15 protein-coding genes are annotated in these 14,788 nt (G+C 71.9%); 6 read left to right on the forward strand and 9 right to left on the reverse strand.

Annotated elements, in window-relative coordinates:
• Positions 1-98: 98 nt before the first annotated feature.
• Positions 99-1,130: a WxL protein peptidoglycan domain-containing protein gene (locus ACFV0Q_RS02750; protein WP_384999389.1), complete on the forward strand. Its 1,032-nt coding sequence runs from the start codon at positions 99-101 to the stop codon at positions 1,128-1,130.
• Positions 1,131-1,188: 58 nt separating this feature from the next.
• Positions 1,189-2,346 carry a hypothetical protein gene (locus ACFV0Q_RS02755; RefSeq protein ID WP_384999392.1) on the forward strand — a complete coding sequence of 386 codons (1,158 nt, stop codon included), beginning with the start codon at positions 1,189-1,191 and terminating at the stop codon, positions 2,344-2,346.
• Between the two features lie 816 nt (positions 2,347-3,162).
• On the opposite strand, the gene ACFV0Q_RS02760 is transcribed toward ACFV0Q_RS02755, so the two are convergent.
• From ACFV0Q_RS02760 to iolC, 9 genes are all read right to left on the reverse strand, one after another.
• A complete protein-coding gene (locus ACFV0Q_RS02760; RefSeq protein WP_384999395.1) occupies positions 3,163-3,585 on the reverse strand; it encodes a hypothetical protein in 423 nt (140 codons plus the stop codon).
• Between the two features lie 71 nt (positions 3,586-3,656).
• Entirely contained in the window at positions 3,657-4,097 is a 441-nt protein-coding gene (locus ACFV0Q_RS02765) for a hypothetical protein (RefSeq protein ID WP_384999398.1), read from the reverse strand.
• A 506-nt stretch (positions 4,098-4,603) separates the two neighbouring features.
• Positions 4,604-5,446 carry a Scr1 family TA system antitoxin-like transcriptional regulator gene (locus tag ACFV0Q_RS02770; RefSeq protein WP_384999401.1) on the reverse strand — a complete coding sequence of 281 codons (843 nt, stop codon included), beginning with the start codon at positions 5,444-5,446 and terminating at the stop codon, positions 4,604-4,606.
• Positions 5,436-5,957, reverse strand: coding sequence for a DUF6879 family protein (locus ACFV0Q_RS02775; protein WP_384999404.1), 522 nt, complete (start codon positions 5,955-5,957; stop codon positions 5,436-5,438). The genes ACFV0Q_RS02770 and ACFV0Q_RS02775 overlap by 11 nt, the downstream gene beginning before the upstream one ends.
• Positions 5,941-6,147: a hypothetical protein gene (locus ACFV0Q_RS02780; RefSeq protein WP_384999406.1), complete on the reverse strand. Its 207-nt coding sequence runs from the start codon at positions 6,145-6,147 to the stop codon at positions 5,941-5,943. The genes ACFV0Q_RS02775 and ACFV0Q_RS02780 overlap by 17 nt, the downstream gene beginning before the upstream one ends.
• Before the next feature lie 194 nt (positions 6,148-6,341).
• The gene (locus ACFV0Q_RS02785) at positions 6,342-7,841 is read right to left on the reverse strand and encodes a CoA-acylating methylmalonate-semialdehyde dehydrogenase (protein WP_384999409.1); all 1,500 of its coding nucleotides are present in this window, start codon (positions 7,839-7,841) and stop codon (positions 6,342-6,344) included.
• 10 nt (positions 7,842-7,851) lie between these two features.
• Entirely contained in the window at positions 7,852-9,726 is a 1,875-nt protein-coding gene (iolD, locus tag ACFV0Q_RS02790) for a 3D-(3,5/4)-trihydroxycyclohexane-1,2-dione acylhydrolase (decyclizing) (RefSeq protein WP_384999412.1), read from the reverse strand.
• Complete coding sequence (gene iolB, locus ACFV0Q_RS02795; protein WP_384999415.1) at positions 9,723-10,841, reverse strand: 5-deoxy-glucuronate isomerase; 1,119 nt, start codon at positions 10,839-10,841, stop codon at positions 9,723-9,725. Before iolB ends, iolD begins: the two co-directional genes overlap by 4 nt.
• Positions 10,825-11,766 carry a 5-dehydro-2-deoxygluconokinase gene (gene iolC / locus ACFV0Q_RS02800; RefSeq protein ID WP_384999524.1) on the reverse strand — a complete coding sequence of 314 codons (942 nt, stop codon included), beginning with the start codon at positions 11,764-11,766 and terminating at the stop codon, positions 10,825-10,827. The genes iolB and iolC overlap by 17 nt, the downstream gene beginning before the upstream one ends.
• Positions 11,767-11,931: 165 nt before the next feature.
• On the opposite strand from iolC, the gene ACFV0Q_RS02805 reads away from it, so the two are divergent.
• The 4 genes from ACFV0Q_RS02805 (at position 11,932) to ACFV0Q_RS02820 (ending at position 14,742) form a co-directional block, all read left to right on the forward strand.
• Positions 11,932-12,846, forward strand: a complete 915-nt coding sequence (locus ACFV0Q_RS02805) for a sugar phosphate isomerase/epimerase family protein (RefSeq protein ID WP_384999417.1) — start codon at positions 11,932-11,934, stop codon at positions 12,844-12,846.
• Positions 12,847-12,865: 19 nt separating this feature from the next.
• Complete coding sequence (locus ACFV0Q_RS02810; RefSeq protein WP_384999420.1) at positions 12,866-13,882, forward strand: Gfo/Idh/MocA family protein; 1,017 nt, start codon at positions 12,866-12,868, stop codon at positions 13,880-13,882.
• A gap of 255 nt (positions 13,883-14,137) precedes the next feature.
• Positions 14,138-14,338, forward strand: a complete 201-nt coding sequence (locus ACFV0Q_RS02815) for a helix-turn-helix transcriptional regulator (protein ID WP_384999423.1) — start codon at positions 14,138-14,140, stop codon at positions 14,336-14,338.
• A gap of 170 nt (positions 14,339-14,508) precedes the next feature.
• Positions 14,509-14,742, forward strand: coding sequence for a heavy-metal-associated domain-containing protein (locus ACFV0Q_RS02820; RefSeq protein ID WP_384999426.1), 234 nt, complete (start codon positions 14,509-14,511; stop codon positions 14,740-14,742).
• Positions 14,743-14,788: the final 46 nt, after the last annotated feature.

Consider the following 14,788-nt stretch of genomic DNA (forward strand, 5'->3'; position numbering starts at 1 on the left):
ACCGGGCCCCGACCGGGCCCTGACCGGCCCAGGGTGGTGCGGTGCTCCGGCGCCGCACCACCCGCCTTTTCCCGCGCCGCGACTGGAGAACCCCGCCCATGCGCCTCCGCTCCCTCCCGCACGCCCTCCTCGCCGGTCTGTGCGGGCTGCTGCTGCTCCCCGCCCTGTCCGCCGCCCCCGCCACGGCCGCGGACAACGGCACCTGGGGGGTCTTCCCGACGCCCCCGGCCGGTGCCGCGATGACCGACCGCGGGTACTTCTTCCACCAGGGCGCCGCCGGGACGACCGTCAGCGACAGCGCGACGATCCTGAACTCCTCCGACAAGGAGCTGACCTTCCAGGTCTTCGCCACCGACGCCCTGAACACCCCGTCGGGGGGCGCCTTCGCGCTGCTGCCCGTCGAGACGAGGCCCGAGGACGTCGGCGCCTGGATCGCGCTGGCGCCGCAGGCGGCGACCACCGTGACGGTGCCGCCCAAGGGCCGCACCGACATCCCGTTCACCGTGAAGGTGCCGCAGGACGCCACCCCGGGCGACCACGTCGGCGGGATCGTGGCCCTGAACACCGCCGTCGAAGGGGTGCGGAAGGACGGCAAGGTGCAGGTGGGGGTGAAGCGCTCGGTGGGCGCCCGGCTGTACTTCCGGGTGCCGGGGCCGCTGACCCCGGGGCTGAGCGTGGAGGACGTCCGGGTCAGCCGGGGCGCTCCGCTGCTGCCCTGGGTGAAGGACGCCCGCGCCACCGTCTCGTACGCGCTGGTCAACCGGGGCAACGTGGTGGTCGAGCCGAAGGTGTCGCTGTCCGCGCAGGGGCTGTTCGGACGGCGGGTGCTGGACCGGCCGGGCCGGGAGCCGAAGCTGGTGCTGCTGCCGGGGCAGCGGGTCGAGCTGACCGAACCGTGGCCGGACGCCCCGCAGTTGGACTGGGTGACCGTCAAGGTCTCGGCGGCCGCGGCCGCTTACCCCGACCTGGCCTCCGAGTCCGCCGCGGACTTCCTCGCGGTCCCCTGGCCGGCGGCGGGCGCGGCCCTGGTGCTGGCGGGGGCGGCCGTCGCCGCGCTGGTGCTGCGCCGGCGCCGCCGCTCCGGTCCGCAGCCGGCGCGGACCGCACCGGACTTGGCGGGGGCGCGCTGACGGGAAAGGGTGTTCCCGGAGGGCGGCGCGTGACCGTCCCGGCGAGGGGGAGACGGACATGACGGTACGAGAACACGCCGATCCCCTGACCCTGGCCGAGCGGGCCCTGGGCGGCTCGGGGAACGCCGCCCGTCTGCACGGCGACGGCTGGATCCGGCTCACGGCCGCGCTGGAGGACGGCGGCCCGGCCCCCGTCACGGTGGACGTGCTCGCGGACACGGCGCGGCCCCCGCACGCGGTCGCGTACCTCCTGCCGGGCGGCGGCCTGAACTTCGCGGCGGACTTCCTCACCCCGGGCACCCCCGGCGGCGAGAGCCTGGCCCACCACCTGCGCCGCCGGGGCCTGCTGGTCGTCGGCGTCACCCCGCGCGAGGACGCGGCCGACGCCGGGCAGGTCACCGCCGGGATGGGGCTCGCGGCACACCGCCGGGACCTGGCGGGGGTGGTGGCCGCGCTGGACCGCGTACTGGAGCTGCCGTACGCGTACGCCGGGCACTCCGCCGGGGCCGCCCTCGCACTGGACGCGGCCTCGCACGACCCCTCGCCGCGGCTGCGCCGGGTGCTGGTCCTGGACACCACCGGCCCCTGCACGGGCCCGGCCGCACTCCGGGCGGCCGCGACCCGGGACGCGTACGCGGAGCAGCTCGCGCGGGGCGTGCACGCCGCCGACCCGGGCCTCGCGGGGCTGGTCGCCCGCGCCGTGGCCGACCCGGGGGGCGCCTGCGCCGTGCCCTGGCCGCCCGACCCGGAGCGGCGCTTCACCCACGCGGGCCTGGCCCACTACGCGCTGATCCGCACCTCCGCCCTCCCCGGCCCGGCGAACTGGATCTACCGCCAGGGCCACAGCGCGGGCACGTACGCCTTCGGCGCCACCCCGGCGGAAGACCGCTTCGCCCTGTCCCGCACGACGCTGGGCACCTGGCACGCGGCCACCGCCGCCCTCGGCAGCGGGCTGGTCCCGACGGCCCTGATGCGGGACCTCGCGGCGGTCTGGGCGGGCGACGGGGACACGTACCGGATCGCCTGGGAGCGGATCCGCGCCGAGGTGGTCTGGGTCAACGCGGAGCTGGGCCGCGGCGACGAGCCGCGCGGCGCCGAGCTCATCCGCGCGGGCGGGAACGACCGGGTCCGCTTCACCGTCGCCCCGGGTTACGGCCACGCCGACGTGGTCTGGGCCCCCACCGCCCCGGCCGACGTCTGGCCGGCCCTCCTGTAACGCCCCGCAGCGGCGGAACCCCCCGGCCGGTGAGGGTGGCCGAGGGGTTCCGGGTCTGCCGGAGAGAAGGCGTCAGTGGTTGCGGGGGAACCCGAGGTCACTGGATTACCGCATCACAGGATGCGGAGCCTGCCGACCCGGCGGAGAGTGCGATCAAGGTTGACCCCGGTCACGGCGGGGAGTCAGCCCAAGTCTCCGGGCCTCCTCCGCGCCATTCGAAGAGCGCTTCGTCCGTGAGGTCAACGGCATCCGGGTCCGGGTGTCCGGCCTCCCGGAGGAACTCGACCACGTCACTCGCCTGGTAGGCAGTCCGAGGATCTGCCCGTCATACCGGACCTTCCGCCACCCGCGTTCGTCCGGCGGGTACACGACTACGCGTCTCTCCATGGCCCCAGCCTCCGGCAGGGCCGTTTCACCCACATCCCGACCTTGAAGGAGGTACCCCCATGGCTAAGCGCGGACCAGCCCCCACGGGGAGGGACGAGCTCCTCGTCCATCAACCGAAATTCCGCTACGTGGTGCCTGGCAACACCCCGGCCTCCATCCGCATTTGGCCGCCAGCCCGGACCTACCCAGAGGGCTGGTGCAGCTTCCACAGGCACGCACACCCAACCCGACGCGGGGCCTGTGCGTCCTGCGTGAACGAAGGACGAGCGATCTGATGACGAACGAAGCCCCGGCTTCCCTTGCCGGGGAGGTCGGGGCCTTTTCGTGTATCGAGTTGGGCTGTGCCGGCGACTCCGTGACCTGTGGGTTTGGGTAAGTCGGGCCCTCAACTCGCAACAGGGACCTTGGGAATTTCCAAGGTGGCAGGCACTACGCCCTGTAGATCGGCTCGTATGCGGCCACCTGGTCCGGGGTGACCTCCTCAACGGTTATGGCGCCCGTCCAGAGGTGATCACGCATGCAGTACCCACCAAGGTCGGCCCGCTTGCCGCGTGCCAGCTTCCACGTGCCCCGGGGGAACTTGACGACTACGTCGCTGCCGCAGGTGAACGAGCGGTTTGCCTGCGCCATGATCCATCGGGCGTGCTCGCTATCCCCTTCGGACGGACGGCACATCGTCCTAGCCATTTGCCATAGCCTCCCCCACTCGACACCGGGAGTCAGGGGGCCGACCACGGCCACTTCCCCCAGGTTCCGGCCGTCGAGGGAGTGTGTGGTGTAGCCGAAGACTGTGCCGAACATACGGAACACGGTGACCCTGCCCTGTCCGGCCAAAGTCTCATCAACTGCCATGGGGACTAACCTCTGTTCATGGGTGAGCCCCGGGCGCATTGGCCGCACCCGGGGCTCATCTCCCGGGTTGATCAGCAGCCGTCGCCGTCACCGCAGCAGGCCGGGGGGTTGCAGTCCTTCGCGGAGCCCCACAGCCGGTCGTCCACGTGGAACCCGGCGGCCCTGACCCGGTCCACCACGGAACCGATCAGCGGGCGGGTGCGGACGGTGGCCTTGGGCTCGTGGCCGAGGAAGAACCCGAACTGTTCGTCGCACCACGTGGCGTAGGCCTGGGTGTGGAGTACGAAGCTGTGCCAGCCGGGATCGACCGCATCGGACGGGGTCATGTCGAACGCTCGGGTGTCGCCCATGACCTTGAGGAAGGCAAGGGCCTGGTCCACGATCCGGCGGGCGGTGGACAGCTCGTGTCCGTACTCCTCCGCGCAGAACTCAGAGACCTTCTCGAACAGCTCGGGACTGATGAGGTCCCGCCCGTGCCGTAAGGCAACGGGGCTTTCCAGCATCGTCGTCATTGATGGTGCTCCTCTCGGATCAGGCTGCGGGTGGGGGCGGGAACTTCTCTCCGGGATCGGTCATCGCTGCACCTCCTCTCAGGCCGATGCGGGAGCCGTCGTGCGGCAGCGCTCGCACTGGCACGGCGGCCACCGGGCCGACGCGGCGGGGGTAAGCGGCTTCTCCGCGCGGTCGGTCGGATAGATGACCTCGCCGCCGAAGGTTCGGCCGCCGTCGTGGGAGACGCGGAGGGTCATGGTCATTCGTGCCCCCGCGCAGCGTGGTGCCGGATCAGCACGTTCTTGTCGCTCACGACCGTGCCCGCCAAAGGACCCGTAGCCGCCGAGCGCTCCTCGGCCCACTTCTGGCACTTCGAGCAGTCGGCGGGGGCCTGGGGCCACGCAGGCATGAAGAGGCGGGCTACCTCCGGACTGATGGTCCTCGTCTCAATGCTTGCCATTGCGCCCCTCCCGATTGCCGTTCGGTCCGCGACAATCTTCGACCCCGGGGCGGGCCTACTGAAGGTTTATTCGCGTTGTCGGGTAAAGGCGATCGACCACTCGCTCAAGCGTTCTCGGGCTTGCTCGCCAAACAGGGCGTGACGCTCGAAGGTCGCGAACTCGTCGAGATATGCCGACACGTCCCGGTGATCTCGGAAGACCATCACACCGGTAGACGTTTCAACCGTGGCGATCCGGTCGTCGTAGATGGTGAAGACATTCAGCGGGCCCGGCATCACCACGGGCCCGATAGGGATTACCCCAATGCGCACGTTTGGTAGGCGCGTCAACGAAGCAAGCCGGTCCATCTGTATAGCCAAGGCATCCGGCGGAACGAGCGGCCACCTGACGGCCTGCTCCGTGAGGATGAACGTGAACTGCTTCGACCTGTCATAGAGGACGGCCTGACGCTCAAGCTTCTTCGCAACGGTCTTGCCGTGATCCCCTGGAACGCCCGCGATGCTGGCCCGCACGTACTCCGGCGTGGCCAGGAGTCCTGTGATCATCGTCGGTAGGAAGTAGCGGAACTCTGTAGCCGACTTCTCGAAGCCGGCCAACTCATTCTGTCGCTTATCCAAGCCCCTACGGCGGGAAGACCAGTCGTCTTTCCATTCGGTGTTAGCCATCCGTGCTAGCGCCATCACCTCGGTTACAAGAGAGGTGGGCGCGTCGAGTGCCCGGAGGATTAATTCCACGTCCACGAGAGCGGGGGTTAGCTTCCCGCTCTCAATGTTGCTGACTTTCGTCTGTGACATGTTGCAGCGCTGAGCGAGCCGGGTCTGAGTCCACCCGGCCCGCTTCCGTAGCGTCTTTAGCGTTTGCGCTAGGTCGGCTCTTGACTCTCCTAGCTGCTGCGGGTCAAGCGTCAATGCCCTTCACGTACTCCTCGAAGGGCACCGATTCGGTGATAGCGATGCGCTGGTATTCGATGAATGGGGCGAGGTCGCCCTCGTAGACCTCGCGGCTGATCTGCCGCCCGTCCGGCCCATAGTTCATCAGGACCACTTCGGAGTGGTCGAACATCCAGAAGTCCTGCACGCCCTCAAGCGGGTTGTCCCGGTCGGTCACGTCGAGAATGCGGATGTCCTCGCCCGCCCAAGCGTGCGGCAGGTAGGACATGAACTCGTAGCGGAGGTAGTCGGAAAGGGGGCGGGACACGATGTGTACGCGCCCCTTGCTCTTGCCCTCTCGGCGGACCCGCTTGAGGTCATCCGTGTACTCGTTGGAGTAGGTGTGCGGGTCGATGCGGGCTCCGGCCTTGAACGCCTCGAACTCTTCCTCCTCCTGCGGTACGAGGTACTGCGGAAGGGTCTCAAGCCTCCACGCTTCGAGGGTGAACCGCTCGAACCGGGCAGCCCACTCGTCACCATCCAAGAGCACGGAACGCCTCCCTCAGCACTGCTTCGGGGATCTCCACGAGCCCTTCCCCGGTCGGCGGGGTGAAGGCGTCGGACACGTCGCCCTGGACGATGATCGAGCCGCTCGGAGAGACGTAGACGTTGGGGCAGTCGTTCTTACTACAGTTCCCGTTCCCGTTGCCGGTGAGTCGGGTCAGTTCCTCACGAGCCATGGTGAAACCCCCTTGTCGGGCAGCCCGGTTGGGCTGGTGACCATGACGGTACGAGGGGGTGCGGTCCGCCGTCCATGCGGTCTCGCCAATATTCGCGTAGTCGCATAAAGCCAGGTCCCGGACGGCCCGGGACAGCAGGAACCCCCGGCCGGTGAGGGTGGCCGAGGGGTTCCGGGTCTGCGGGAGGGAAGGCGTCAGTGGTTGCGGGGGAAGCCCAGGTCCACGCCCGCCGGGGCGTCGGCCGGGTCCGGCCAGCGGGTGGTGACGACCTTGCCGCGGGTGTAGAAGTGGATGCCGTCGTTGCCGTAGATGTGGTGGTCGCCGAAGAGCGAGTCCTTCCAGCCACCGAAGGAGTGGTAGCCCACCGGCACCGGGATCGGCACGTTGACGCCGACCATGCCCGCCTCGATCTCCAGCTGGAAGCGGCGGGCGGCGCCGCCGTCGCGGGTGAAGATCGCGGTGCCGTTGCCGAACGGCGAGGCGTTGATGAGCGCCACGCCCTCCTCGTAGGTCTCGGCGCGCAGCACGCACAGCACCGGGCCGAAGATCTCGTCGCGGTAGGCGTCGGAGTCGGTCTTGACGTTGTCCAGCAGCGAGAGCCCGATCCAGTGGCCGTTCTCGTTGCCCTCGACCGTGTAGCCGGTGCCGTCCAGGACCACGTCGGCGCCCTGGGCGGCCGCGCCCTTGACGTACGAGGCGACCTTGTCGCGGTGGGCGGCGGTGATCAGCGGGCCCATCTCGGAGGTCGGGTCGTTGCCGGGGCCGATCTTGATCTTCTCGGCGCGCTCGCGGATCTTCTCGACGAGCTCGTCGGCGATGGAGCCGACGGCGACGACCGCGGAGATCGCCATGCAGCGCTCGCCGGCGGAGCCGTAGGCCGCCGAGACGGCCGCGTCGGCGGCGGCGTCCAGGTCGGCGTCCGGGAGCACCAGCATGTGGTTCTTGGCGCCGCCCAGCGCCTGGACGCGCTTGCCGTTGGCGGAGGCGGTGGTGTGGATGTGGCGGGCGATCGGCGTGGAGCCGACGAAGGAGACGGCGGAGATGCCGGGGTGCGCCAGGAGCGCGTCGACGGCCACCTTGTCGCCGTGGACGACGTTGAGGACGCCCGCCGGCAGACCGGCCTCGGTCATCAGCTCGGCCAGCTTGTTGGAGGCCGAGGGGTCCTTCTCGCTCGGCTTGAGGATGAAGGTGTTTCCGCAGGCCACGGCCAGCGGGAACATCCACATCGGGACCATCGCCGGGAAGTTGAACGGGGTGATGCCCGCGACCACGCCCAGCGGCTGGCGGATGGAGGAGACGTCCACGCGGTTGGAGACCGAGGTGGACAGCTCGCCCTTGAGCTGGGTGGTGATCCCGCAGGCCAGCTCGACGATCTCCAGGCCGCGCGCGACCTCGCCCAGCGCGTCGGAGTGCACCTTGCCGTGCTCGGCGGTGATCAGCTCGGCGATGGCGTCGCGGTTGGCGTCCAGCAGGGCGCGGTAGGCGAACAGCACCTTGGTGCGGGCGGCCAGCGAGGACTGGCCCCAGGAGAGGAAGGCCTCCTGGGCGACGCGTACGGCGGCGTCGACCTCTTCGGCCGAGGCGAGGGCGACCTGCGTGGTGACCTCGCCCGTCGCCGGGTCGGTGACCGGGCCGAAGTTGCCCGACGCGCCCTCGACGGTCTTGCCACCGATCCAGTGGTTGACGGTCTTCATGCTTGCTCCTTCACAGATGGCGACGTCGCTGCGCGGCTTGCCGGTCGTACTCGTCACGGGCCTCGGCCGCCGACGCACGGGTCGCGGTCTCGGCCACAGGAACATCCCACCACGCCTGTGCCGGGGGTGGGCCCGACACAGTGTCGGGTGTTCGGGTCTGTGCGTAGACACATGTGGGCCGGTCCGCCAGACGGGCCTCGGCGAGGGCTTTTCGCAGGTCACCGAGGGTGTGGGTGCGGATGGTGGCCATCCCGAGCGAGGCGGCGTTCGCGGCGAGGTCCACCGGGAGGGGGGCGCCGTCGTACGCGCCGTCCGGCCCCCGGAAGCGGTACGCCGTGCCGAAGCCCTCGCCGCCCACCGCCCCCGACAGGCCGCCGATGGAGGCGTAACCGTGGTTGTCGAGGATCACCAGCCGCAGCGGGACGCCCTCCTGGACGGCCGTGACGATCTCGGTGGGGTTCATCAGGTACGTCCCGTCGCCGACCAGCGCCCACACCGGGCGGCCGGGCGCGGCCAGGGCGGTGCCGATCGCGGCGGGGATCTCGTAGCCCATGCAGGAGTAGCCGTACTCGACGTGGTACTGGTCGGCCGAGCGGGCCCGCCACAGCTTGTGGAGGTCCCCGGGGAGCGAGCCGGCGGCGTTGATCAGGATGTCGCTGCCGTCCACGAGGGCGTCGAGGAGCCCGAGGACCTGGGCCTGGGTGGGCGGCCGGTCCTCGTCGGAGACGGGCACGGCGTACGCGGCGTCGACGCGTGCCTCCCAGTCCGCCTTCGCGGCGGTGTACGCGGCCTCGTACGCGGGCCCGGCCCGGTGCCCGGCGACCGCGCCCTGGAGCTCGGCCAGGCCCTCGCGGGCGTCCGCCACCAGCGGCAGGGCGGCGAGCTTGTGGGCGTCGTAGGGGTCGAGGTTGAGGCCGACGAAGCGGACCTCAGGGTTCCGGAAGAGCGTCGCGGACGCGGTGGTGAAGTCCGTGAGCCGGGTCCCGGCGGCGATGACCAGGTCGGCCTCCCGCGCCAGCGCGTCGGCGGTGGCCGTGCCCGTGTGCCCCACGCCGCCCACCTCGGCGGGGTGGTCGTACGGGAGGACCCCCTTGCCCGCCTGCGTGGTGGCGACCGGGATCCCGGTCGCCTCCGCGAAGGCGGCGAGGGCGCCCTGGGCGGCGGAGTGCCGGATCCCGCCGCCGGCGATGATCAGGGGCCGCGCGGAGCCCCGTACCGCCTCGGCGGCCGCGGCCAGCTCGGCGCGGTCGGGGCGGGGGCGGCGTACGGACCACACCCGCTCGGCGAAGAACTCCTCGGGCCAGTCGTAGGCCTCGGCCTGCACGTCCTGCGGCAGCGCGAGGGTGACGGCCCCGGTCGCGACGGGGTCGGTGAGCACCCGCATCGCCTGGAGGGCGGCCGGGACGAGGGCCTCGGGGCGGGTGATCCGGTCGAAGTGGCGGGAGACGGGCCGCAGGGTGTCGTTGACGGAGACGTCGCCCGCGTACGGGACTTCGAGCTGCTGGAGCACCGGATCGGCGGGCCGGGTCGCGAAGGTGTCCCCGGGCAGCAGGAGCACCGGGATCCGGTTGATCGTGGCGAGGGCGGCCCCCGTGACGAGGTTGGTGGCGCCGGGCCCGATGGAGGTGGTCACGGCGTGGGCGGAGAGCCGCCCGCTCTGCCGGGCGTACCCGACCGCGGCGTGCACCATCGCCTGCTCGTTGCGCCCCTGGAGGAAGGGCATGGCCTCGGGCCCGCTCTCCAGGAGGGCCTGCCCGATCCCGGCGACGTTCCCGTGCCCGAAGATGCCCCAGGTGGCGGCGATCAGCCGGTGGCGGCGGCCGTCGCGCTCGGCGTACTGCGCGCTCAGGAAGCGGACGAGGGCCTGGGCGGTGGTGAGCCTCATGCATCGGCCTCCGTACGGGGGAAGGGCAGCCGGGGGTCGACGGCCGCGGCGGGCCAGGTGTCCCGGATCCAGCCGTGGTCGGGGTGGTCGCGGATGAGCCACTCCCGTGTGGCGCCCGGGCCGGCCATCACGTTCAGGTAGTACATGTCGTGGCCGGGCGCGGCGATGGAGGGGCCGTGCCAGCCGTCCGGGATGAGGACGGTGTCGCCCGACCGCACCTCGGTGAGGATGTCGGTCTTCCCCGCCGGGGAGGGGCTGACACGCTGGTAGCCGAGGCCGGGGACGTCGCCGTGCGGGGCGATCTCGAAGAAGTAGATTTCCTCCAGGCGGGATTCCTCGCCGGGGTGGTGCTCGTCGTGCTTGTGGGGCGGGTACGAGGACCAGTTCCCGCCGGGGGTGAGCACCTCGACGGCGATGAGGCGGTCGCAGGGGAAGGCGTCGGCGGCGGCGAAGTTGTTGACCTGGCGGGAGCAGGTGCCGGCGCCGCGGAGCTCGACGGGTACGTCTGCGGCGGGCCCGTACCGGGCGGGCAGCCTGTTCTCGCAGCGCGCCCCCGCGAGGGCGAAGCGGCCGCCCGCCGCCGAGGTGACCTCTGCACGCCCGTCCCGGGGCAGGTACGCGAAGTCGGTGGGGCCGTCGAACACCCCGGTGCGTCCCCTGAGTTCGAAGACCTGCGGTCCGCTCCCGGGGGCTCCGCCCCCGGACCCCCGCGCCTCAAACTCCCCCAGACTCCGTCCGGGGGGACCCCCGGGCGGGGCTGGATTTTGCCCGGACGGGGCCACGCCCGGCGGGCTGGGCTGCCCGGAGGGCACCCCAGCCTCGCCGGCACTGCTGGATTGCCGGGTGGGCAACCCAGCCTCGCCCGGGGGCACCTCCCAGCGGTAGCTGGGGGAGTGTGAGGCGCGGGCGCGGAGCGCCGTGTCGTGAGGCGCGCCGAGGCGCGGCTCCGGCCCCGGAACCTCGGAAGCCTCCGCGCAGCGGACCCGGCAGCCGCCCGACAGCGGCAGCACGATCCATTCCGCGTCGCCGCAGGCGAAGGCGTACGTCTCCCCCGGCGCGAGTTCCAGGATCCGCAGGCGGGTGAACTCCATCCCCGACTCAGACACCACCGGCACGGGCCAGCACCTCCTCCACCTCGTCGGCGAACGGCATCGCCGACGAGCACGCCAGCCGGGAGGCCACGATCGCCCCGGCCGCGTTCGCGTGGCGCAGCACCCGCTCCAGGTCCCAGCCCGCCAGCAGCCCGTGGCAGAGCGCGCCCCCGAAGGCGTCCCCGGCGCCGAGCCCGTTGAGCACGGTCACCGGCACCGGCGGCACCTCCACTGCCCGCCCGTCGCGGTGGACGGCCAGCACGCCCTCCGGTCCGCGTTTGACGACGGCCAGCTCCACTCCGGCGGCGAGCAGCGCCCGCGCGGCCGCGTACGGCTCGCTCTCGCCGGTGGCGACCTCGCACTCCTCGGCGTTGCCGACGGCGACCGTCGCGAGGGCCAGCGCCCGCGCGTACCAGGGCTGCGGCGGCCCCTCCCACAGCATCGGCCGCCAGTCCAGGTCGAAGACGGTGGTACCGGACTTCGAGCGGGCCTCCAGCGCGCCGAGGGTGGCGCTGCGGCTGGGCTCCGCGCTGAGCCCGGTGCCGGTCATCCAGAAGACCCGGGCCGCCCGCACCGCTTCGAGGTCCACCTCGTCGGGCTCGATCTCCAGGTCGGGGGCCTTGGGAAGCCGGTAGAAGTAGATCGGGAAGCGGTCCGGCGGGAAGATCTCGCAGAAGGTGATGGGGGTCGGGTAGCGGTCCACTTCGCCCACCCACCGGTCGTCGACGCCGAAGCCGCGCAGCTCGGCCCGCAGGTACGCCCCGAAGGGGTCGGCCCCGGTCCGGGTGATCACGGCCGTGCGGCGGCCCAGCCGGGCGGCGGCGACGGCCACGTTGGCGGGCGAGCCGCCGAGGAACCTGCCGAAGGTGTCGGCCTCGCCGAGCGGTACACCGGCCTTCAGGGGGTAGAGATCCACCCCGATCCGCCCCATCGTGATGAGGTCGTACACGGACCCGCCGTCCGGCGGCCCGCCGTCGCCGGACCCCGCGTACGCGAGCCCGTCCCTGCCCGTCTCACCAGGCACTCCCGCCACTGCGTCCTCTCCTCCCGCTCCTCGCACCCGTCCCACCCGTCTTCCCCGTCGCTTCGAGCCTCGCACCCTAAGGTGGCCGTCATGACCTCCTCCCCACCCGCGTTGACCCGTATCCGTGTCGGTTCGGCTCCGGACTCCTGGGGTGTCTGGTTTCCGGAGGACCCCGACCAGACCCCCTGGGAGCGTTTCCTCGACGAGGTCGCCGACGCCGGGTACGAGTGGATCGAACTCGGCCCCTACGGCTACCTCCCCACCGATCCGGCCCGCCTCGCCGACGAGACCGCGAAACGGGGCCTGAAGGTGTCCGCCGGGACGGTCTTCACCGGACTCCATCACGGGCCCGCCGTCTGGGAGGAGACCTGGGAGCACGTGTCGCGGATCGCGGCGCTCACCCGGGCCATGGGCGCGGACCACCTGGTCGTCATCCCCTCCTTCTGGCGCGACGACAAGACCGGCGAGGTGCTGGAGGACCGGGTGCTGACCCCGGACCAATGGCGTGAACTGGCCTCCCAGACCGAGCGCCTGGGCCGGGAGGTGCGGGACCGGTACGGGCTGCGGATCGTGGTCCACCCGCACGCCGACACCCACATCGACACCCCGTCGAACGTGGCCCGCTTCCTGGACGCCACCGACCCGGAGCTGGTCTCGCTGTGCCTGGACACCGGGCACTACGCGTACTGCGGCGGGGACAGCGTCCGGGCGATCGAGACCTTCGGCGAGCGGATCGGCTACCTCCACCTCAAGCAGGTGGACCCGCGGATCCTCGCCGAAGTGGTGGCGGAGCGGCTGCCCTTCGGCCCGGCGGTGGGGCGCGGGGTGATGTGCGAGCCGCCGTCCGGGGTGCCCGCGCTGGAACCCGTACTGGCGGCGGCGCAGCGGCTCGGGGTGGACCTGTTCGCCATCGTGGAGCAGGACATGTACCCGTGCCCGCCCGACCGGCCGCTGCCCATCGCCCGGCGCACCCGGGCCTACCTGCGCTCCTGCGGCGCCCGTTGACCCCTTGGAGGAGACACACATGAGCGGCACGCTCGGCATCGCGGTCATCGGCACCGGGAGGATGGGCTCCGATCACGTCCGGCGCATCGGCACCACGGTGGGCGGGGCACGGGTGGTGGCCGTGGCCGACCCGGACGGGGACCGGGTCAAGGAGGTCGCGGCGGGGCTGGAGGGCGCGGGCGCGTACACGGATCCGGCGGCCGCCATGGCGGCTCCCGGGGTGGACGCCGTACTGATCGCCTCCCCCGGGCCGGCCCACGAGGAGGCCATCCTGCACGCTCTGGACCGGCGGCTGCCGGTGCTCTGCGAGAAGCCGCTGACCCCGGATCCGGCGGGGGCCCTGCGGATCATGGAGGCGGAGCTGCGCCTGGGGCGGCGGCTGGTGCAGGTGGGGTTCATGCGGCGTTTCGACGCCGAGTACGAGCGGCTCAAGGAGCTGCTGGACGCGGGCGGGATCGGGCGGCCGCTCTTCCTGCACTGCCGCCACCGCAACGCGTCCTCGCCCTCCTTCTTCACCGGCGACATGCTGATCACCGACTCGGTGGTGCACGAGGTGGACGCGGCCCGCTGGCTGCTGGGCCAGGAGGTCACCGCCGTGACCGTGCTCGCGCCCACGCCCACCTCGGCCGCTCCGGAGGGGCTGGGCGATCCCCGCTTCGTGCTGCTGGAGACCTCGGGCGGCGCGATCGTCGACGTGGAGATCTTCGTGAACTGCGGTTTCGGCTACCAGGTGCGGTGCGAGGCGGTCGGCGAGTCCGGCAGCGCCCACATCGGGGACGGCCGGGCGATGGTCGTCGAGTCGGGCGGCCGGTGGGGCGGGGAGATCGTCCAGGACTACACGACCCGGTTCGCCGACGCCTACGACCGCCAGGTCCGGCGGTGGGTGGCCGCGGCCGCGCGCGGGCGGGTGGCGGGGCCCGACGTGTGGGACGGGTACGCGGCCGCGGCCGTCTCGGAGGCGGGACTGGCGGCCTCGCGCAGCGGCGTACGGACCGCTGTGCGGCTGGTGGACCGGCCGGAGCTGTACGCACGCTGAGCGGCCCCGTCCGGCACGCGCCGGGCGGCCCCGCCCGAGGGGGACTCATGTGGCCCTTCTGTCACAGGAGTCCCCTTCGTGTCACGCATGTCCGCATTACACGGGTTTTCCGTCACAGGAGGTCGACAGGCCCTCCCTCGCACTCACCGGACGTCGTTCTCCGGGCACAACCCCGAGTGATCGTCAGTGTCCACGCGCCGGCTCCCCCGACGGCCTTCCGGCCGGCCCCGCGGCGTGGACCAGGAGGTGTCGTCGATGAGCGACCGAACGCTGTGGTCGTACAAGGAGATCGCCGCCCATATCCGGGTCCAGCCGGACACCGTGCGCTCGTACCGCAAGCACGGGCTGCTCCCCGCGCCCGACCACGTGGAGGGCGGCAAGCCCTACTGGTACGCCGACACCATCCGCGCGTGGGTGGCCCGCCGCCCCGGCAACCGGGGACGCCGCGAGGACTGAGACCGCCACGAGCGTCCCTGTATGCGCAATCTGCGGCATGTGCCGGGATTTTGGCGATCTTGCCCACCGCACGCTTCACTGAGATCCCGCCAAGTCCCGCCAGATACTCGCTCAATACCCCCTAGGGGTATAATCTGGGAGCAGAGAGACACCCTAAGAAGGAGAACGACATGACCGCCGAGACGGACACCCAGACCACCGCCGTGTACAAGGTCACCGGGATGACCTGCGGGCACTGCGAGGGCGCCGTGACCGCCGAGCTGACCGCCCTGCCGGGCGTGACCTCGGTCAAGGCCGTCGCCACCACCGGAGAGGTCACCGTGGTCTCCGCCGCCCCGCTCGCCGAGGCCGACGTCCGCGCCGCCGTGGACGAGGCCGGTTACGAGCTCGCCGGCCGGGTCTGAGCCCCGCCCTCCCCCTCGCAGCGCCCAGCCGGTCCGTGCCGGCCAG

Origin of the sequence: Streptomyces sp. NPDC059564 (assembly GCF_042735575.1) — a bacterium.
Lineage (GTDB): Bacteria > Actinomycetota > Actinomycetes > Streptomycetales > Streptomycetaceae > Streptomyces.